The sequence below is a fragment of the Chitinophagaceae bacterium genome (assembly GCA_016713085.1).
GTDB lineage: Bacteria > Bacteroidota > Bacteroidia > Chitinophagales > Chitinophagaceae > Lacibacter.
The window spans coordinates 138,868-159,778 of the sequence record JADJPV010000006.1 but is presented as its reverse complement, the minus strand read 5'-3'; the positions used below and the strand labels follow the sequence as shown (position 1 = coordinate 159,778).

The window sequence follows — 20,911 nt, the reverse complement described above, 5'->3', positions numbered from 1 at the left end:
TGTTACTCTTTTAATACACAAAGGTTGTCTGTAACAGTTAGCTGGTACTGGCAACCTTCTTTTATTGCAAAGTTTTCTTTATCATGACTTACTGGGAAACCAAAACAGATGGGATAGTTGTAATCTTTCACTAAATCGTGAATAATATCGTACACTTTTTTTCCGAAAGGCCGTTCAGTATCCTGCATATCTGTAAATCCGCCAATGATTAACCCGGCAAGATCATTGAACTTACCGCTGCGTTTCATTTGATGCATCATACGGTCAATATTGTAATGCTGTTCGCCAACATCTTCCAGAAACAACATCTTTCCTTTTGTTTGAAGATCACTTTTGGTCCCTATTAAATGTGTTACCAATGCAAGGTTGCCGCCAACTAATTCAGCAGTTACTTTTCCGGCATGATTATACCGGTTCGGCTTGCAGGAATAGTTTGCTTTTTTCCCTTCTAATGCATTTTTCAGTGATTGTACATATTTGTTTTTATAGCCACCATCATTAAATGCTGCAGCCATAGGCGCATGAAGTGTTGCAATTTTGTAATTACGGTTTATATGTGCATGCAGAACAGTAATGTCACTGAAGCCTATAATCCATTTGGGATTTTTTTTGAAAGCTGTAAAGTCCAGCTGATCAATGATTTTTCCAACTCCGTAGCCGCCACGTCCGCAAAGGATGGCTTTTATACTGGGTTCATCCAGCATTGCCTGGAATTCAATCAGCCGTTCTTCATCCGTTCCGCTGAAGCATGTTTTTGATTTACTGCCCAGGGTTTTGCCCACCAGCACTTCGTAGCCCCATTTCTGAAAAGTTTCTATACAGGTTTGGGCTTTTTCCTGCAGCATATACCCGGCAGGGCAGGTTAGGGCAATTGTATCGCCTTTTTTGAGGTAAGGAGGAACTTTGGTCATAAAGTAAAAATAATTGAATTTTTGTGGATGTCTTTCCGGATTTCCATGGGCAATCCATCAGCAAAAATGTTTTTATAATTTGTTAATGAATTATTATATATTTGACGCAGGTAACACCTGTTTTTTGATTCATATCCCCGATCAACCGTCCCTTAACTTCCAATCCGCTTAACCCGTTTTCCAGCTTATTCATTTTTCAATCCATTCTCCTTTTTAAAGCTGAATCAAACATTAAATATTTTACTGGTTTATGAATCACATTCCCAACCATTTCAGAAAGCATACCTATGCTCTGCTGACACTTAAATGCTCATTCTCAACGGTTATAGCATTTATGATATCCCTATCGATGCTATTTGCACAAGCTGACCCCAACACAGGCCCGGGTGGCCCAGTCCTTGTGATTCATACAGCGTCGAACCCTTTCAGTCGCTATACAGCTGAAATTTTACGGGCAGAGGGATTGAATGAATTTGCAGTTCAGGATATTACAGCTGTTACGGCAGCAGTTTTGAATAATTATGATGTTGTTGTTTTGGGTGAAATGACAGTATCTGCTGCACAGGCTACAATGTTCACTACCTGGGTTAACGCAGGAGGTGTTCTTATAGCATTCAGGCCCAGTGCAAATATCAGAACACTAATGGGAATTACCGTTGTTGGAGGCTCTCCAACCCTGTCAAACCAGTACCTGCTGATTGCTACTGCAAATGGCCCTGGTAAGGGACTTGTTAACCAAACAATACAGTTTCACGGCACTGCTGATTTATATACTTTAAATGCAGGAACTTCATCAATAGCTACCTTGTATTCAAATGCTACCACTGCTACAACAAGACCCGCAGTTACAACCAGAAATGTTGGTGCAAATGGGGGAAAAACAATTGCGTTTACCTATGATTTATGCCGGTCTATTGTTTATACCCGACAGGGCAACCCGGCCTGGGCAGGCGATGACAGGGATGGAAACGGAGTAATCCGGGCAATTGATATGTACTATGGTGCTAAAGTTGGTGATGTTCAGCCAGAGTGGTTGAATTTTAATAAAATTCAGATTCCACAGGCAGATGAGCAGCAGCGTTTACTGGCAAATATCATTATTCAAAGTAATCAGCATAAAAAGCCTTTGCCCCGTTTTTGGTATTTACCAAGGGATCTGAAAGCTGCAGTTGTAATGTCGGGAGATGATCATGCAATAGGCGGAACAGCCGAAAGATTTAACCACTATAAAAAGTTGAGTGTATCTAATACACAGGAGGCTGTAGATGATTGGATCGCTATTCGTTCAACTTCTAATATTTATCCGGGATTTTTAACCAATACCGAAGCTGTGGCTTTCCAGTCTGATGGATTTGAAATATCCATGCATTTAAATACAAATTGTAATGACTATTCAGCTGCATCATTACTTGCTGATTATACTGCACAACTATCGCAATTTGCGGCTGCATATCCGGGGTTGAATGCCCCTTCTACCAACCGTACACATTGTGCTGTTTGGAGTGATTGGGCAAGCAAACCAACTGTTGAAGTTTCAAAGGGGGTTCGCTTAAACGGGGATTATTATTATTGGCCCGACACATGGGTGCAAAACAGACCGGGTTTATTTACAGGGTCAGGTTTGCCGATGCGCTTAGCCAACACAAACGGTGCAATTTTTGACAATTATCAACTTCCAACTCAAATAACAGACGAATCTGGTATAACTGTTTCCACTCATATCAATACATTACTGGATAATGCAATTGGGGTTAATGGATATTACGGTGTGTTTGGTACTCAGATGCATACAGATTATGCTTTCTCAACCGAATCAGATGATATTATTAAAGCAGCACAAACAAGAAATATTCCGGTTATTTCAGCCAAACAGATGCTTACATGGCTGGATGGAAGAAACAATTCATCCTTTGGTGCTTTTAACTGGAGCAGTAATCAGCTAAGCTTTACAATCACGGCTGCCAGCGGATCAAAAAACCTTAGGGCTATGTTGCCTAAATTTACCGGCAGCACTAATAATTTGAGTTTACAAAGTATAACGTTGAATGGAAACCCTGTTTCGTTTTCAATTCAAACAATCAAAGGGTATCAATATGCTTTCTTTAATGGTATTACCGGCAATTATGTAGCAACTTATGCTTCTTTCGTTTGTGCTGCGCCAACTGCAACGTTAGTAACAGTACCAACAGCAAGTTGTTTAAACAGCCCCGTTTCACTGCAATTATCGGCTGCAACAGGAACTTCGCCATTCAGTATTGTTGTAAACGGTACTACATATGATAATGTAACAGTAGGTTCAGCTTTTACAACTTCTACCACAAACGAAGTAAGCCTTTGGAATACGGCCCCGGTATTTGCAGTGCCAAATGAAACTGACGGGCAACCTGTAGAATTAGGAATGAAATTCCGTTCTTCTGTTGCAGGTTATGTAACCGGTGTACAGTTTTATAAAGGAGGATTAAATACAGGATCTCAGGTAGGCAAGCTATACAGCAGTGCCGGCGTTTTGCTTGCAAGTGTTACGTTTACAAATGCCAATGATGCAAGCGTTGGCTGGAAACAGGCACGGTTCAGCCAGCCAGTCTTTATACAGCCAAATACTACTTATGTTGTAACCTATTATACACCGAGCGGATATTATGCCTATTCTGATTTCTATTTTACAAATGCTTTCACTAAAGGGCCATTAACTGCATTGCAGGATGGAACAGATGGCCCTAATGGATTAGGCGGATATGGAAGTGGTTTTCCTGATCAAACATTCCAGTCACGTAACTATTGGGTGGATGTGCTCTTTATTCCGGATATTAATACAAACCAAAATATCGATTATATCTTAACCGGTATTACTGATCTCAATGGTTGTACAAATACAGGAGCCAATTTAAGTACAGCAACATTGTCGTTAAAGCCTTTGCCAAAGGGAACAATTGCTACTGAGACACCCGGTGTTTGTTCAGGTTCAAATATCAGGCTGATTTATACATCGGCCAATTCAGGTACGGGTCCTTTCCAGTTAACGGTTAATGGTAATGTGTATAACAACGTACAAAGTGGGGTTGCGTTCAGTACAGGAATCACAGCTACTTTATCTACTACTCTTTCATTAACCACTGTTACTGATAATGGCGGTTGCTCGATCACTAAAGAAACACCGGTTACATTAAACGTTGGCAGTTGCGGGCCGCTCCCTGTTGAATTAATTGCCTTTAATGTTGCGGCCAGACAAAGTGATGCTTTACTTGATTGGTCAACTTCAACAGAAGTCAACAATAAGGGATTTGATGTGCAAAGAAGTAAAGATGCCGCCAACTGGGAAACAATTGGGTTTGTGAAAGGTGCTGGACAATCTTCAGCAGTTAATCACTACCAGTACAGAGATAAAGGGTTGCAAGCTGGCCGTTACTTCTATCGGTTGATACAGATTGATTTCAATGATAAAAAATCAATTTCGGCAATTAAATCAATAACATTAAACGGGCAGCTTGATTTTGACCTGAAGCAGAATTATCCCAATCCATTTAATCAATCCACTGTTATTGAATTTACAATTCCAACCAGGCAAAATGTTTTAATCGGGATCTATGATATTAAAGGAAGACTGATTCAAACATTGATGAATGAAACAAGACAGAAGGGTACTTATACTATGCGATTTGACCGGAAAGGACTTTCAGCCGGTATGTATTATTTGAAAATGGAAACATTTGAATACAAAGCAGTCAGAAAGTTTGTGATTGAATAAATCAAGAAAAGATTAATCCTGAAAAACTCAGCAATTGATGCAATAGCCCCGGTTATCTTAAATAGCCGGGCTATTTGTTTTCAGTAAGGATCACTGAAGTCTCAGTGATCCTGAGCTGATGTTTAACGCCGCATTTCAAAGCAAAATTATTTTTCTGATGACCAACCGGGAAATCAAAACAAACCGGATAGTGATAGCCTTTTACTTTTTCCCATACAATATCGTGTAACGTTTTGCCAAACTCTTCATTGGGGTCTTCACTTTGTTTAATTTTAAATCCACCGATAATCAACCCGGCAAGGTGGTCGAGTTTTCCGCTTCGTTTTAAATTCCAGAACATACGATCTATGCTGTATAAATATTCACCTGTATCTTCGACAAACAGAATTTTGCCGGCAGTTTTGATATCACTTTTGCTACCCGCCAGTGATTCCAGCGTTTTTAAATTGCCGCCAATCAGGATTCCTTCTGTTGAACCTTTTCTGTTTTTATCATTGGGTGTAGTTTCGTATTTCATTTTTACTCCTTTCAGTGCATCTCGGATGGAAAGAATTGTTTCTATCTGGATGGGTTCTGCTTTGCTCCAGTCTTCAGGAAAACTATTGCACATTTTAGAATGAATAGAAGCAATGCCAACATTCCTGTTAAGATGACTGTGAAGTACAGTAATGTCGCTGAAGCCAACAATCCACTTTGGGTGTAATTTGAGTTTGGAAAAATTGAGATGGTCAATTATTCTTACAAGACCATAACCGCCTCTTGCACACATAATCGCTTTGATTGCCGGATCGTTAATCATTTGCTGAAAATCAGCAGTACGTTCTGCGTCTGTTCCGCCAAAAGTAAATTCACGTTTACCGATTGTTTGGCCAACCTTTACCTTTAAGCCCCAGCTTTGCAATTGTAATACTGCCGGCTGAATATCTTTTTCAGTAATATATCCTGCAGGTGAAGTAATACCAATAGTGTCTCCATCTTTCAGATAATGAGGAACCAGAAGAGGTCCGGCCGGTTCTTCTTCAGCTTTTGATGCAAAATCAATTGCATTTGTATGAAGCAATGTTGCTGCAGGCAGAATGGATTGTAAAAAGTGCTTACGCTTCATGCAGTATTCATTTTTAAAACTGTTAATTTTGATTTTTTCCGCTACCCGTTTTTTTTGAAAAGTTATGAAATATCCATAAAAATTATCGGGCTAATCTTTACAAACACCGGTGATAATTTTTGTGAATATACTTTGTAACCAAAAAATCCAATAAAAATGAACAAATGAAAGAGTCTTTAAAGAATTTTGTTTTTTTTATCCTGTTCTGGCTTCTCTTTTTTGCAGCCTGCAGAGTTGTGTTTCTGCTGTCCATCATTTCCAAGTGGAAAGAGCATGATTTTTCAGCAATGCTTCTTTCTTTCTTTCACGGATTTCCAATGGATTTATCAGCTGCTGCCTATTTCGGAATAATACCACTGCTTCTATGGACTGTATTGTTTTTGTTCAAAAAAAATCCTAGTTCAAACAAACTCCTTCAGGTTTACACAATCACTCTAATTTGTCTTGTTAGTGTACTTGCAGTTGTTGATTTTAATATTTACCGTGAATGGGGAACCAAGTTGAACTACAGGGCTATTCATGTTTTTTTTAAATCACCTTACGAAGTGATGATCAGTTCGGGTTCATCACCGGTTTTGCTGTCATTACTTTCAGGATTGCTGTTAATAGCTTCAGGAATTTTTCTGTATAGAAAATATAAGCCAAAATTTTACATAACAAATTACCCGGGTTTATTTGCAAGAATTGTATTTGTTCTTTTTGTTTTAACCGCCGAAGTAATCATGATCAGGGGAGGAATTTCTACCTCACCGTTAACCATTTCGTCAGCCTATTATTCCAACAACCAGGCATTGAATCATGCTGCTGTAAATACAGAATGGAACCTGTTCAGGGATTATCTGGATAGCAGAAACACAGTTGATAATCCCTATAAGTACATGAGTAAACAGGAAGCAAAACAGGTTTGCGACAGTTTATTGAATGTTCCTGATTCCACACAGCAAATTCTTACAGTTAAGCGCCCAAATATTGTTCTTATCATTCTGGAAAGTTTTACTGCTGATATTATTTCAAAACTTGGAGGTGAAAAAGAAGTGACCCCTTTTTTAGACAGCCTTATTGATAAGGGATTATTCTTTTCAAATTTTTACGCAACCGGGTTCAGAACCGATATAGGTTTTGTGAGTTTGCATACGGGATTTCCTTCGCAACCACTGCAGAGTATTTTAAGTATTCCGTCAAAAGCAGAGAAGCTTCCTTCTGTTTCTTCTGCACTTTACAAAAACGGGTATGCAACATCTTTTTATTATGGTGGGGAATCGGATTTTTTCAACTTCCGGGCATTTATCCTAAAAAAGGATTATCAGCGCCTGACAGATATACGGGATTTTGAAAAAAAGGATATCAATTCAAAATGGGGTGCTCATGATGGAGTGGTTCTGCAACGGATGATAAAAGATTTAAGAAACGAGCCTCAGCCTTTCTTCTCAACAATCATGACACTAAGTAACCACGAGCCTTTCGAGTTGCCAAGTGAAAGTAAATTTCCAGGTAATGACCTTGCTAATAAATTCAGAAGTGCAGCTTTTTATACTGATCAGAGTCTGAAAGAGTTTTTTACAGCGGCTTCAAAAGAAAAATGGTACGACAGCACCTTGTTCATAGTAGTGGCAGATCATGGTCACCGCCTGCCAAAAAATGAAAATGAAATTTATATGCCGCAGCGATCTCATATACCAATGCTTTTTTTCGGGAATGCATTGCAGTCATCTTTCAGAGGTAAAGTATTAAACAAAGTGGGTTCACAAACTGATTTGCCTGCAACATTACTTGCACAGCTGGGGATTCAGCACAATGAATTTTACTGGAGTAAGAATTTAATGAACCCCTTTTCAAAAGAGTTTGCATTTAACAGTTATAATAACGGGTTTGTATGGATGGGGAAGAAACAGCAGATTGGTTTCGACAGTAACAGTAAAAAAGTGAATTACAGACGATATTCAAACGGACCGGATAGCTCACTTATCCGTTGCGGACAGGCTTATTTGCAAACAGTTTATCAGGAATATCTGTCTTATTAAGTAAGATCAGTTGATCATAACTTCATGTAAACTCGAATTGAAATCTTTACCTTTCTTTTTCAATTTCTGTACGTGCAGTCATTTCAAAAAGCTATCAGTCTTATTTATCTTCTTTCTCCCGAAAGCAACAGGGCTTTCCTTTCTGTATGGGAACAATGGACTGTGGCCAAAGATCATTTTCTCATGGGAAAAAATCGGCAACATCTGATCTTACCAAAGAACTGGTAATCGAAAAATGTTTTAAAGTACTTGTTCCAAAAGTTGAGATCATGAGTTGAAAAAATAGTGTTAGTTTTTGGTATTAGTTTAATCGAACCCTTGGCAAATGCTGAGGGTTTATTATATTCGGTATTGAAAAACAGTAATCACACCAAGACTGATGTCTTCTGTCTTAAATTACTTCTTACGTCGATACTTTGTAAATAAAATAAAACTTATAAGATGAAAAGGATTTTCTACCTTATTACTTTCACTTTCATAGTGAATACAATTGCAACTGCTCAGCAAACAGTCATTCAATTATATCAGGGTGCAGCTCCCGGTTCTGAAAGCTGGACATGGAACGAAGCAGAGAATGACAACAATGCCTGGCGGACAAAGGCAGTTTATAATGTCAGCCATCCAACGCTAACAGTATTCAAACCTGAAGAAGGTAAGGCAAATGGCACTTCAGTTATTATTTGTCCGGGAGGAGGGTTTCATGCATTATCTATTAACAGCGAAGGCTTTGATGTAGCGAAATGGTTAGTGAAAAAAGGGGTTACCTGTTTTGTATTGAAGTACAGAGTAGCTCACAGCAAAACAACCGATCCTGTTGCAGAAATGAGTGCTATCTGGGGAACAAAATTGTTTGATGAAGAAAATGCGGCAGTAATTCCATTAGCTGTTGCAGATGGACGTGCAGCAATTGCTTATGTACGTAAACATGCTGATGAAATGAAGCTTGATCCAAACCGGATCGGTATCATGGGTTTTTCAGCAGGGGGTACAGTAACTGCATCAACTGCTTTTAAATATAACAGTGAAAATAAGCCAAACTTTATTGCTCCGGTTTATGCATTCTTTCCAAGAGAAATGTGGGGAACAGTTGCGGCTGATGCGCCGCCTGCATTTATACTTGCTGCAAGTGATGATGCGTTGGGGCTTGCTCCTCACAGCGTTGATTTATACAATCAATGGCTTACAACCAAACATGAAGCTGAACTGCATATGTATTCAAAAGGAGGACATGGCTTTGGAATGCGTGTACAGAATTTACCTTCAGATAAATGGATTGAACTTTTTGGCGAATGGTTAAATACAAAAGGCCTTCTTGCAAAAAGCAAGTATGATCCTGCGCTGAATGTGTATGAAAAGAAGGAATTTGTTTTGGGCGAAGGGAAAGTATTGCCTTACCGGATTCTTTATCCTGAAAATTATGACCGCACAAAAAATACCCAGTCATTCTTTTCTTACATGGTTCTGGTGACAGAGGAAGGGATAATGAACTGCAGTTAACACATGGAGCAAAACTTTTTATTAATGCAGAAAACAGAAAAAATTTCCCTGCCATTGTAGTGATTCCGCAATGTCCACTTGAATCTTCCTGGGCATCAACAAAGGCTGACAGAACCAAGCAACCGGTGAAGTTTGAATTTGATTATGCCGGAGAACCTAAATGGCCATTGGTTGCCGCTAATGAGCTGGTGAAAAAACTGGCAAAAGAAGAAGCGGTTGATTCGAAGCGCATTTATATAACTGGGCTTTCCATGGGTGGTATGGGAACGTTTGAATCGGTTTACAGGTATCCTGAATTGTATGCTGCTGCATTGCCCATTTGTGGCGGAGGCAATACCGATCTATATGATCAAAGGGTGAAGAATACAACCTTCTGGGTGTTTCATGGTGCTGTTGATGCCGTAGTTGATGTGAACCTTTCCAGAATAATGGTAGAGAAGTTGAAAACATTAAAAGTAAAAGTTGCTTATTCTGAATATCCCGGCGTAAACCATAACAGTTGGGATAATGCTTTTGCAGAACCGACTTACTTGAGCTGGATGTTTTCACAGAAACGAAAAAAATAAAGCCAAATTTGTCTGAATAAAGGATGCCAGCCAATCAAAGGCTGGCATTTTTTTGCGGGTTTGGGTAATGGAGCTGTTTATGGTACTTTTGCACACTCATTCGCCCGGAGCTGTACAATAGAATTAAAGAACGCACAAGAGTGCGACGCAACAGGCGATGAACAGAACTACTAAAGACGATAACAAAATGAGTTTACCAAAAAGATACCTGATTACATCTGCTCTTCCTTATGCCAATGGTTTGAAACATGTGGGGCATTTGGCAGGTGCATATATTCCGGCTGATATTTATGTGCGTTACCTCCGTTTACAGAAAAGAGATGTGGTGTTTGTATGTGGCAGTGATGAGCATGGGACGGCCATTCCTATACAGGCAACAAAGGAAGGAACAACAGCACAGGCGATTATTGATAAGTATCACCAGGCAATGAAGGAAGATTTTGATGACCTCAATATCAGCTTTGATATTTATCACCGAACCAGTTCTCAATTGCATCATGAAACAGCGCAGGAATTTTTTACGTACCTGAACGACAGGGGTGAACTGGAAACAAAAGAAACCGAACAGTATTTTGATGAAGAAGCCAATTCGTTCCTGGCCGACCGTTATATAAAAGGAACCTGTCCGAATTGCGGCAGCGACAGAGCATTTGGAGATCAGTGTGAAAATTGCGGACGTACATTAAGCCCCGATGAGCTGATCAACCCTGTTAGTACTCTCAGCGGTAAAACCCCCATCAAGAAAAAAACAACACATTGGTATTTGCCATTGGGCAAGCATGAAGAATTTTTGCGTGAATGGATTATGAAAGAGCATAAAGATGATTGGCGTGCAACAGTTGTTGGTCAATGTAAAAGCTGGATTGAAGGTGGCTTGCAGTCAAGAGCTGTAACAAGAGATCTGGAGTGGGGGATTAAAGTTCCGGTGAAAGGTGCAGATGGTAAAGTGCTTTATGTTTGGTTTGATGCTCCGATTGGCTATGTAAGTGCAACCAAACAATGGGCGATTGATAATAAAAAAGATTGGGAACCTTACTGGTACGATAAGGATACAAAGCTTGTTCATTTTATTGGTAAGGATAATATTGTTTTTCATTGCATCATCTTTCCGATCATGTTAAAACTGCATGGAAATATTTTACCAACGAATGTTCCGGCCAATGAATTTTTAAATCTCGAGGGTGATAAGATGAGCACCAGCCGCAACTGGAAATTAGAGATGAGAGATTTTATCACTGATTTTGTGAAGAAAGAAAATGGTGGCGGACAGTGCGTGGATATGCTTCGTTATTATTTAACACAGATAGCACCTGAAACAAAAAGACAGTGAGTTTACATGGAAAGGGTTCCAGGATGCAGTGAACAGTGAACTGGTAAGCATCTTCGGCAACTTCATTAACCGTACATGGGTGCTGATGCACAAATTATGCGGAGGCAAAGTTCCCAAACTGCATATTGATATACTGGATGACGACGACAGGAAAGTGATCAACGATATTGAAAGTTCCAAACAAAAAGTTGAAAGTTTACTGGAAGAATATAAATTCCGTGAGGCATTGTATGAAGTGATTGATCTCAGCCGCAAGGGGAATCAATACATGCAGAAGAAAGAGCCGTGGATTGTTGCAAAACAGTTGGCTGAAAATCCCGAAGCGCAAAAGAGCATTGATAATACCATGCATTTGTGTTTGCAGTTATCTGCCAATCTTGCGATCCTCATCAATCCATTTTTGCCTAACACTGCTAAGAAGATGATTGGTATGATGAAGGTGGTTGAGAAAATACTTGATTGGGAAAACGCAGGTAAATTGAAATTACTGAGTGTTGGTTATGCAATGCGTGCACCTGAATTGCTGTTCAGAAAAATTGAGGACGATGAAATTAAATTACAAGTGGAGAAACTAAAAGCAGGACTGCAAGAGGGCACTGGTTCCCAGCTACCAGTTACAGGAAAAGAACAATCTGCAGTTGCTGACAAGCAACAGGAAACGGTTAACCTGAAACCTGAAATTGTATTTGATGATTTTGCAAAAATTGATCTCAAAGTAGGAACGATACTTACTGCTGAAAAAGTAGAGAAAGCAGATAAACTGCTGAAGCTTTCAATTGATCTTGGTTTTGAAACAAGAACTATTGTAAGCGGCATCGCTTTACATTTTAAGCCCGAAGATATTATTGGAAAACAGGTTGTGGTTGTTGCCAATTTAGCTCCACGAAAAATGCGTGGTATTGAAAGCAATGGTATGATCTTAATGGCAGAAGATAATACAGGAAAACTTCATTTTGTTAATCCGAACGATGCTGTCAATCCCGGGGCCCCGGTGAATTGATTGGATAATCGGATTTTCATCTGCTTAAAATTGATGGTTGTACACAATGTAATTGATGACCCAGATAGTTGCATGAAATAAAGATGCAGCTGCCAGTACATAAATAATGTTGAGCGATTTTTTAACCAGTTTCGTTTTCATAACTTTTAATTTTAGGGTATAAATAATTTATTTACAGCTATGACCTTTTCATCAGATTGAGGTTTAATGAACCACAACTGTATAGGTGTTAAACTGCTGTTAACCGCTTTTTGTTTAAGCTTATTTTTTCTCAACTCTTTGTCTATATTTGTTCATTAAGCTACTACTTGTACACAGCTGCAACATATAATGAAACTGAATTGGTGTCCCGTTTAAATAGCGGCGATCAGCAGGCGATGTCTGAACTGTACGATAGATTCTCGGCTGCATTACTGGGTATCATCATGAAAGTGATTACCGACCAGGCTACAGCAGAAGATGTATTGCAGGAAACCATGATTAAGATCTGGAACAATATTGGTAGTTTCGATTCGGCAAAAGGAAGACTGTTTACATGGATGATCAATATTGCCCGTAACCAGTCAATTGATAAAACGAGGTCGAAAGGATTTAAACAGCAATCAAAAAACTCTTCTGTCGAAGATTCCGTATATCTGAACGAGTCAATTCCCGCTGCCGGTGCCAGTGCCGATACAATGGATGTAAAGAACTGGTTATTACACCTGCCCGAAGAAAACAGACAACTGATGAGGTTGGCCTATTTCATGGGGTATACGCAGGAGGAAATCAGCAAAGAGTTAAATATGCCTTTGGGAACTGTAAAAACAAAAATCAGGAACAGCCTGATTTTATTAAGAAAAAAACTGAATGTAACCTGACGTGGATCTTAGTTGTATCATACAATCCGGCGACCTTGAACTTTATGTGATGGGTATGCTTCCTCCCGAAGAGGCAGGCAAAGTGGAAGTGCTTGCTCAATTGTTTCCGGAAATTCAGCAGGAGCTGGATGCAATAGCTGCAACATTTGAGGCTGGTGCAATGCAAATGGCTGTAACTCCATCATCTTCTGTGAAAGAAAGAATGATGTCTTCGCTTCCTTCAAAAAATCAAACAACTGTTAACGAAACTTCTGCAAAGGTTGTGTCAATGAAGCCTGCTGCAGAATCAAAATCATCATTCGGCAAAGTAGCAATAGCTGCTTCATGGGGACTGTTGATTCTGTTAGGTGCATTATCCATTTACCTGTTCAGCAATAACAATCAACTGAAAACCGATGTTGTCAATCTGCAGAAGAATACAGCCGGTTATGAAGAACAGATGATTGTATTGAATAAAAAACTTTCTTCTTACGAAACATACCGACGTTTAAAAACCGATGCATCTGTTACAACTGTTGCGCTTGCTACTGTAAAAGAAGGTGTAAAACAACAGGCTGAAGTATTCTGGAATAAAACAACCGGAGAATTATTTATTGATCCATCATTACTGCCTGCAACTCCTGCAGGTAAACAGTACCAGCTTTGGTTTATTTTGGATGGAAAACCTGTTGATGCAGGAATGATCAGTCAAACTGATGCAGCATTCATTCAGAAAATGAAAGAATGTAAAGGCGCACAGGCTTTTGCCATTACACTTGAAAAGGAAGGTGGCAATCCAACTCCTGAAGGCCAGATGATGGTATTGGGTAAAGTGAGTTGATCCTTCCTGTTCGCAATAAATTTTGCTGTTAATTTCTGCCGGGAGTTTTTGTCAAATCTCAAATAATGCTATCTTCGATTTAAATAGTTGCATAGCTAACTATTTTTAAAACGCTTGTTATTATGAAACGTACAATCAAAAAAGTGGCCGTTCTGGGAAGCGGTGTAATGGGTTCACGCATTGCCTGTCATTTTGGAGGAATCGGTTTGCAGACGTTGCTGCTGGATATGGTTCCAAAAGGATCAGAAGAAAGTACCAAACCTGCTGAACGTAATAAATTGGTGAACGATGCATTAACTGCCGCCATTAAAAGCAATCCTTCGCCTGTGTACACGAAAGATGTGGTGAAAAAAATTACAACTGGCAACTTCACCGATAATATGAAAGACATTGCTTCCTGCGATTGGGTGATAGAAGTAGTGGTGGAACGTTTAGATATCAAGCAACTCATTTTTGAACAGGTAGAAAAATTGCGTAAGCCCGGAACACTCATTACATCCAATACTTCCGGTATTCCCATCAGCATGATGGCAGAAGGAAGAAGCGATGATTTTAAAAAGCATTTCTGCGGTACACACTTTTTTAATCCGCCACGGTATCTGCGGTTGCTTGAAATTATTCCAACAAAATATACTGATCCGGATATAGTTGATTTTTTAATGAACTATGGTGATCTCTATCTTGGCAAAACAACGGTGTTATGTAAAGACACACCTGCATTTATTGCCAACCGTGTTGGTGTGTTTGGGATGATGGCTATTATGAATGCAATGGATAAGATGAAGTTGACTGTTGATGAAATTGATGCATTGACCGGTCCGATCATTGGTCGTCCAAAATCAGCAACTTTCCGTACGGGTGATGTAGTCGGTTTAGATACATTGGTGAAAGTAGCTAAAGGTGTTGCTGAGAATTGTCCTAATGATGAAGCGAAAGAAATATTTGCGATTCCATCCTGGTTAAATAAAATGATTGAGAACAACTGGCTGGGCGATAAAACCGGTCAGGGTTTCTTTAAGAAAAGTAAAGGAGCAGGTGGTGAAAAAGAAATTCTTACACTTAATCTCCAGACGATGGAGTATGGTGCAAGAGTAAAACCAAAATTTGGAACTGTAGAAGCAGCGAAACCTATTGACGATCTGAAAACAAGATTGAAGATGTTGTGCAGCGGCAGTGATAAAGCAGGAGAGTTTTACAAACAGTTTCATTACAGTTTGTTTTCTTATATTTCTCATCGTATTCCTGAAATCAGCGATGAAGTATATCGTGTAGATGATGCAATGATGGCCGGCTTTGGCTGGGAAATTGGTGCATTTGAAAGCTGGGATGTGTTGGGTGTTGTAAAGACAACCGAAGCGATGAAAGCTGCCGGATACAAATTAGCTCCATGGATTGATGAAATGATTGCAGGCGGCTTTACCAGTTTTTATAAAGTTGAAAACAATAAACGGGTTTGTTACGATCCTGCAAGTAAATCGTACAAAGTAATTCCCGGTGGTGATGCATTTATTGTGATGAAGAATTTCGAGAACCAGACGGTTTGGAAAAATGCAGCCTGCCGTACCTATCATTTAGGTGATGACGTATTGGGATTGGAATGGTATACGAAGATGGGCAGCATTGGTGGTGAAGTACTGGAAGGAATTCAGAAATCAATTTCATTAGCAGAAGACAAGTATAAAGGATTGGTGATTGCAAATGATGCAGCACAGTTCAGTGCAGGAGCGAATGTGGGTATGATCTTTATGCTGGCCATTGAACAGGAATATGATGAACTCGATATGGCCATCCGAATGTTCCAGAATACCATGATGCGTGCACGTTATTCATCAATCCCTGTTGTTGTTGCGCCACATGGATTAACCTTAGGTGGTGCATGTGAATTGAGTTTGCATAGCGATAAAGTTTGTGCAGCGGCAGAAACATATATTGGTTTGGTTGAATTAGGTGTTGGTTTAATTCCCGGTGGCGGGGGCACCAAAGAATTTGTATTGCGCGCCTCCGATGAAATGCATGAAGATGAACCGGAGACTATCACGTTAAAAAACCGATTCCTTTCCATTGCAACTGCAAAGGTTGCAACATCAGCAAGGGAAGGTTTTGAAATGGGTGTATTCAGGAAAGGATTGGATGAAGTGGTGATGAACCAGGGCCGCAGAATTGCAGAAGCAAAAAAATCAGTGATTGAAATTTACGAGAGTGGATATGTAGCACCAACACAACGAAGCGATGTAAAAGTATTGGGCCGTTCTGCACTGGGCGCTTTGCTTGCCGGTATCAACGGAATGAAAACAGCAGGTTATGCAACTGAACATGACAGTGTGGTTGCAACCAAACTGGCCTATGTAATGTGCGGTGGTGATTTAAGTGAGCCAACTTTTGTAACTGAACAATATTTACTTGATCTGGAACGTGAAGCATTCTTATCACTTTGCGGAGAAAAGAAATCACTTGAAAGAATACAGAGTGTGTTGAAGGGTGGTAAGCCGGTGAGGAATTAAATCAAAGTGGAAGACCCGTATGCAGGGTATTCTACTCTGATTAATAAATATTTTTTGCATGAAAAATTACCTCAATCAAATATCAGTAGTTACTAAATCCTTATTCTGGATTACCGTAGGCTTACTCATTTATGGCTATCTGTGCAGGATTGCCAGCATTTATTTTTTTGGGAAAGTAAATCAATCGGATGGTTTCTGTTTTTTGCTTTTATAGTTGCATTATTAAGGGATTTAATGCTCTTTAAAAAACAAGCAAATAAAAAAGCTGTGGTGGAGAAAATCTTTATAGGATTTTCATTGTTCGTTATGTTGCTTAAAATAATCTTGTTGACTGTTATTCCCCGCACATCTGCTTATCAAGCAGCAGTAGAATTTATAAAAGCGGATGAAAAGACAATTTCAAAAGTGGGTCAGGTAAAAAGTATATTTCTCCAGCAACAAGGTTCAATGGCAATGTCTTCTTCTTCAGAAGGAGATGCAGGTCAGGCAGATCTGTATTTTGTCGTAAAAGGAACTAAAAAATATATGGATATAAATATATTAATGGTGAAGGATTTTACTACTAATTGGAAAATAGAGATTGTTGAATAAAGTTCCTTTATTTAATGTGTAGCGTTCTTTCACAAATTCCTTTTTGTTTAATTCACTTTTTTCTATGGCGCTTGCTCAACTTGTCCACACCTCCAATCAACTCATCATTCATTCCCATTTTTATTTTTATGGTGATGCAGCAAGCGAAGAGCTTGCTAAACAAATTGCGACTGATATTGATCAGCACTGGAATGAGCCCAAAGCAAGTATTCAGCTGAAAGGCAAGAGGTACGATGTGGTATTTGATATCAAAGGATTCTATGAACCGCAATTGGAACCGGAAACAGTTTGGTATAATACCGATCCCAAAATGTTTTACTTCCGTATTGAGGAATATTCACCCATGCATGTTTCTTTTGTTGATGGGTTGGGCTGCAATACCGGTTATTTTAAGTTGGCGAATTTGTTGCAAACTTCAACAACTGCAGCACATGAGTACGGGCATATGCTCGGGCTTCATCATCCCGATGAATTGGATATAAGAGGGCAGGGAACTCCCGGCATCATGTATCCAAGAGGAACGATCTGTGATCCGCATTACCAATATGATTCTGCCGCTGCTCCCGGAGAGACAGGAGGAACACTTGATCCGCAGCATCGCAAAGTGCTCATCGGCGATATTGAAGCGTTGAATTTGCATAAACTCCGTTTTGATGAAAAGGGTTTTGCCGCTCTTGGAGATTTTACAAGCATTTATCATTCGCATTACCTTCCCGAAGAATAAACCATTAAATTTAGCTTTCATAAGTTCACAATTATTACTATGAGTATTTTAGAAGTACATGATTTAAAGAAGCGATACGGAAAAATCCAGGCACTGAATGGTATTTCTTTCAATGTGCCGAAAGGTTCTGTATTCGGCGTATTAGGTCCAAATGGCAGCGGTAAGACAACCATGCTCAGTATTATCCTTGATGTGTTGAATGCTGACAGTGGCAACTATTCCTGGTTTGGACAACCGGCTTCACCGGATCTGCGTAAACAGATTGGTTCTTTACTTGAAACACCCAACTTCTATCATTATTTATCAGCAGTAAATAATCTAAAAATCACCAACAGCATCAGCGGCCGTGGCGACAGAGCTGCCATTGATGCGGTATTGCAGAAAGTAAAATTGTATGAGCGTCGTAACAGCAAGTTCAGTTCTTATAGTTTAGGAATGAAACAACGCCTTGCTATTGCAGCTGCTTTGCTGGGCGATCCGCAGATACTGGTACTGGATGAACCAACCAATGGCCTTGACCCGGTAGGTATTATGGAAATACGTGAACTGATCATTGAGTTGAGTAAGAAAGGCCACACAATTATTATGGCCAGTCACCTGCTCGATGAAGTGGAAAAAGTTTGCACACATGTGGCCATTTTAAAAACAGGAACATTAGTTACTTCCGGATCTGTTGATGATGTATTAGTGGATGAGGATGTAGTGGAATTAGGTGCTGCAGATATGGAGCAATTGAAAGCAGCACTCAGCAACTACCCCGGCAAAACATCAACCACCATTAACGCACAAACAATGCAGCTGCATTTTCCAAAAGGCACAGCCAGTGCAGAAGAGGTGAATCGTTATTGTTTTAATCATGGTATTGCATTGCAGTATCTCTCCATTAAGAAAAAAAGGTTGGAAGAAAGATTTTTTGAACTGACCAATAATTAAACTTGTCCATCAATTATTATATCTATGCTTAATTTATTCAGAACAGAGTGGCTTAAAATAAAAAAATATCCCGGCTTTTGGTGGATCATGGGAATTACAGTTTTATCGTATCCCGGTATCAACGGCATGTTTTATTTCATTTACAAAGAAAATACAGCTAATACAAAAACGCAGCACAAATGCTGAAGATGCTTCTTGGGAATCCGTTTGAATTTCCGGAAGTATTCCGAACAACAGCGTTTGCTTCTTCCCTGTTTGTATTAATACCTGCCATTCTTGTGATTATGCTCATTACCAATGAATATACCTACAAAACAAACCGCCAAAATGTAATCGATGGCTGGAGCAGGAATGAATTTTTGATTGCCAAGTTTTTGAACGTAGTAATTATTTCAATGATTGTAATTGCACTTTATGTCATTGTAACGCTTTCAATTGGTTTCAGCACAACCGGGCCTGATGTAAAGATAAATTCCAGCTGGCACATTATACTGCACTTTATAGTCTTCAGGTATTTGCTCAATTATCATTTGCATTCCTCCTTGGCCTCGTTATTAAAAGAGCGTTCATTGCCCTGGGGGTATTTATCTTTTATAAAGTTATTGTTGAAAATATCGGGGCCCAATTGCTGAACAGATATGTACACGCTGATACAGGTCGGTTTTTGCCCACAGAATCATCTGATCTGTTGACACCTGTACCTGCATTTCTTGGCAGGCTTGATCCGAAAGTATATGATCATGCTCTCAGTCTCATCAATCAACAGGTGTTTATCACAATTGGGTATCTGTTTGTTTTTTGGGGATTGGTTTTCTGGATCTATAAAAAGCGTGACCTTTAATTTTTAAAGAAATGAAGAAAAATAATATCATCCCTGTTGTTTTAATTTTCTTTTTTACGGCACATACTGCATTTGCACAAAACCAGGCAACTGTAATTAAAACAGAAGCATTAAAAATGGCGAAGGCTTTAGCAGCTCTTGACCTGGAAACGTATGCAACATATACTTATCCAACCCTGGTAACTGATAAAGATGGCAAAGAAAAAATAAAACAGGGAGTTGATTCAATTCAAAAGTACCGTGAACAATTTGGGGTAAAAGTAAAATCTGTTTTGCTGGGAAACCCTTCTGCAGTTGTAACCTATAAAGGTGTTCAGCAATGTACATTGCCGCAAACCATGACGATAGAAGCATTTATGGGATCAATGGAAACAGAAACAACTTTGATTGGCTTATCGAACGATGGTAAGAAATGGTATTTTGTTGATGCAGTGATGTACAGGAATAAAGAAACAAAAGCAAAATTACCTGAGCTGAGTCCGGAACTGGTGATACCTCCCATGAAACAAGCAAAGATCATTCAGGCGGAGACAAAGAAAACTAACTGATCAGTTCATTGAATGCTGCATCAATAGTTGGATAAAGAAATGGAAACCCGGCATTCTGTATTTTTGATGAACTTACTGTTGCACTCTTCAGTACTTCAATACTCAGTTCGCCCAGCACAATTTTTAAAACGAAGGAAGGAACCGGCACTGTAATAAACGTATTGCCCCTCATCTTTTTTGCAAGTGCAATAATGAGGTCTTTATTTGAAACAGGATTTGGAGCTACTGCATTATAAATTCCATTCAGTTGCTCATTTTGAATTGCCTCTTCGTACATGCGGCAAAGGTCATCAACATGTATCCAGCTGATCATTTGTTTACCACTGCCAAGAATTGTTGCCAGGCCAAAACGCAATGTGTTTTTAAATTCTTTTAATGCACCGCCATCATTACTCAATACAATTCCTGTTCTCAGTTTCACCAGGCGTTTACCAAGTGTTTTAACTGCCTCAGTTGCTTCTTCCCATACTCTGCATGTCTCACCCAAAAAATCAGTATTAACAGGATCGGTTTCAACAAACGGTTTGCCGTTATCTGGTCCGTACCAGCCAATAGCTGAAGAACAGATGACAGCTTTTACATTGTTGGGAATTTCAGTTAATGCTTTTACCAAAAGTTGACCACCCTGCACCCGGCTGTTGGTAATTTCTGCTTTTCTTTTTTTTGTCCAGCGCTTGTCGGCAACCCCGGCACCGGCAAGATGAATGATATAATCGCTTGAAGCAATAGCTTCCCTGTCGATTGTTCCTGCTTCCACATTCCAGGCTGCATAGCTGATCCCTTTTGTTGAAGACGGCTTTGCAGTTCGGGAAAGAATGATAATGGCATGACCTTTGGCAGAAAGATATTGTGAAAGAGCTGTTCCAATTAAACCTGTTCCGCCTGTAATGCAAATAGTTGCCATTAATAATGGGTTTA

15 protein-coding genes and 2 pseudogenes are annotated in these 20,911 nt (G+C 39.5%); 14 read left to right on the top strand and 3 right to left on the bottom strand.

The annotated features are described in order from the left end of the window. Positions 1 to 2 precede the first annotated feature (2 nt). On the bottom strand, positions 3 to 911 hold the full coding sequence (locus IPK31_21475) for an LD-carboxypeptidase (protein ID MBK8090259.1): 909 nt from the start codon (positions 909 to 911) through the stop codon (positions 3 to 5). A gap of 349 nt (positions 912 to 1,260) precedes the next feature. Between IPK31_21475 and IPK31_21470 the strand changes: the two genes are divergently transcribed. Beyond that, positions 1,261 to 4,656, top strand: a complete 3,396-nt coding sequence (locus IPK31_21470) for a DUF4082 domain-containing protein (protein MBK8090258.1) — start codon at positions 1,261 to 1,263, stop codon at positions 4,654 to 4,656. 70 nt (positions 4,657 to 4,726) lie between these two features. Here the strand turns inward: IPK31_21470 and IPK31_21465 are convergent, their stop codons facing one another. Beyond that, positions 4,727 to 5,761 carry an LD-carboxypeptidase gene (locus tag IPK31_21465; GenBank protein ID MBK8090257.1) on the bottom strand — a complete coding sequence of 345 codons (1,035 nt, stop codon included), beginning with the start codon at positions 5,759 to 5,761 and terminating at the stop codon, positions 4,727 to 4,729. A gap of 164 nt (positions 5,762 to 5,925) precedes the next feature. On the opposite strand from IPK31_21465, the gene IPK31_21460 reads away from it, so the two are divergent. From IPK31_21460 to IPK31_21400, 13 genes and pseudogenes are all read left to right on the top strand, one after another. Next, positions 5,926 to 7,782, top strand: coding sequence for an LTA synthase family protein (locus tag IPK31_21460; protein MBK8090256.1), 1,857 nt, complete (start codon positions 5,926 to 5,928; stop codon positions 7,780 to 7,782). A 441-nt stretch (positions 7,783 to 8,223) separates the two neighbouring features. Then, positions 8,224 to 9,078: pseudogene (locus IPK31_21455) on the top strand (alpha/beta hydrolase). A gap of 146 nt (positions 9,079 to 9,224) precedes the next feature. Beyond that, complete coding sequence (locus IPK31_21450; GenBank protein MBK8090255.1) at positions 9,225 to 9,845, top strand: prolyl oligopeptidase family serine peptidase; 621 nt, start codon at positions 9,225 to 9,227, stop codon at positions 9,843 to 9,845. 187 nt (positions 9,846 to 10,032) lie between these two features. Beyond that, positions 10,033 to 12,175: pseudogene (metG, locus tag IPK31_21445) on the top strand (methionine--tRNA ligase). A gap of 344 nt (positions 12,176 to 12,519) precedes the next feature. Then, positions 12,520 to 13,035 carry a sigma-70 family RNA polymerase sigma factor gene (locus IPK31_21440; protein ID MBK8090254.1) on the top strand — a complete coding sequence of 172 codons (516 nt, stop codon included), beginning with the start codon at positions 12,520 to 12,522 and terminating at the stop codon, positions 13,033 to 13,035. Between the two features lies 1 nt (position 13,036). Continuing rightward, positions 13,037 to 13,855: an anti-sigma factor gene (locus IPK31_21435; GenBank protein ID MBK8090253.1), complete on the top strand. Its 819-nt coding sequence runs from the start codon at positions 13,037 to 13,039 to the stop codon at positions 13,853 to 13,855. Positions 13,856 to 13,977: 122 nt separating this feature from the next. Further along, positions 13,978 to 16,356 (top strand): 3-hydroxyacyl-CoA dehydrogenase/enoyl-CoA hydratase family protein, encoded by a 2,379-nt coding sequence (locus IPK31_21430; GenBank protein MBK8090252.1) that lies wholly within the window; start codon positions 13,978 to 13,980, stop codon positions 16,354 to 16,356. Positions 16,357 to 16,497: 141 nt separating this feature from the next. Next, positions 16,498 to 16,947 (top strand): hypothetical protein, encoded by a 450-nt coding sequence (locus IPK31_21425; GenBank protein MBK8090251.1) that lies wholly within the window; start codon positions 16,498 to 16,500, stop codon positions 16,945 to 16,947. 64 nt (positions 16,948 to 17,011) lie between these two features. Then, a complete protein-coding gene (locus tag IPK31_21420) occupies positions 17,012 to 17,671 on the top strand; it encodes a peptidase M10 (protein ID MBK8090250.1) in 660 nt (219 codons plus the stop codon). Positions 17,672 to 17,710: 39 nt separating this feature from the next. Continuing rightward, entirely contained in the window at positions 17,711 to 18,604 is an 894-nt protein-coding gene (locus IPK31_21415) for an ABC transporter ATP-binding protein (protein MBK8090249.1), read from the top strand. Between the two features lie 179 nt (positions 18,605 to 18,783). Continuing rightward, positions 18,784 to 19,236 (top strand): ABC transporter permease subunit, encoded by a 453-nt coding sequence (locus tag IPK31_21410; protein MBK8090248.1) that lies wholly within the window; start codon positions 18,784 to 18,786, stop codon positions 19,234 to 19,236. Positions 19,237 to 19,268: 32 nt separating this feature from the next. Then, complete coding sequence (locus tag IPK31_21405) at positions 19,269 to 19,445, top strand: hypothetical protein (protein ID MBK8090247.1); 177 nt, start codon at positions 19,269 to 19,271, stop codon at positions 19,443 to 19,445. 11 nt (positions 19,446 to 19,456) lie between these two features. Continuing rightward, positions 19,457 to 19,993, top strand: coding sequence for a hypothetical protein (locus IPK31_21400; GenBank protein ID MBK8090246.1), 537 nt, complete (start codon positions 19,457 to 19,459; stop codon positions 19,991 to 19,993). Here the strand turns inward: IPK31_21400 and IPK31_21395 are convergent. After that, positions 19,986 to 20,897 (bottom strand): TIGR01777 family protein, encoded by a 912-nt coding sequence (locus tag IPK31_21395; protein ID MBK8090245.1) that lies wholly within the window; start codon positions 20,895 to 20,897, stop codon positions 19,986 to 19,988. The two genes, IPK31_21400 and IPK31_21395, sit on opposite strands and share 8 nt — an antisense overlap. Positions 20,898 to 20,911: the final 14 nt, after the last annotated feature.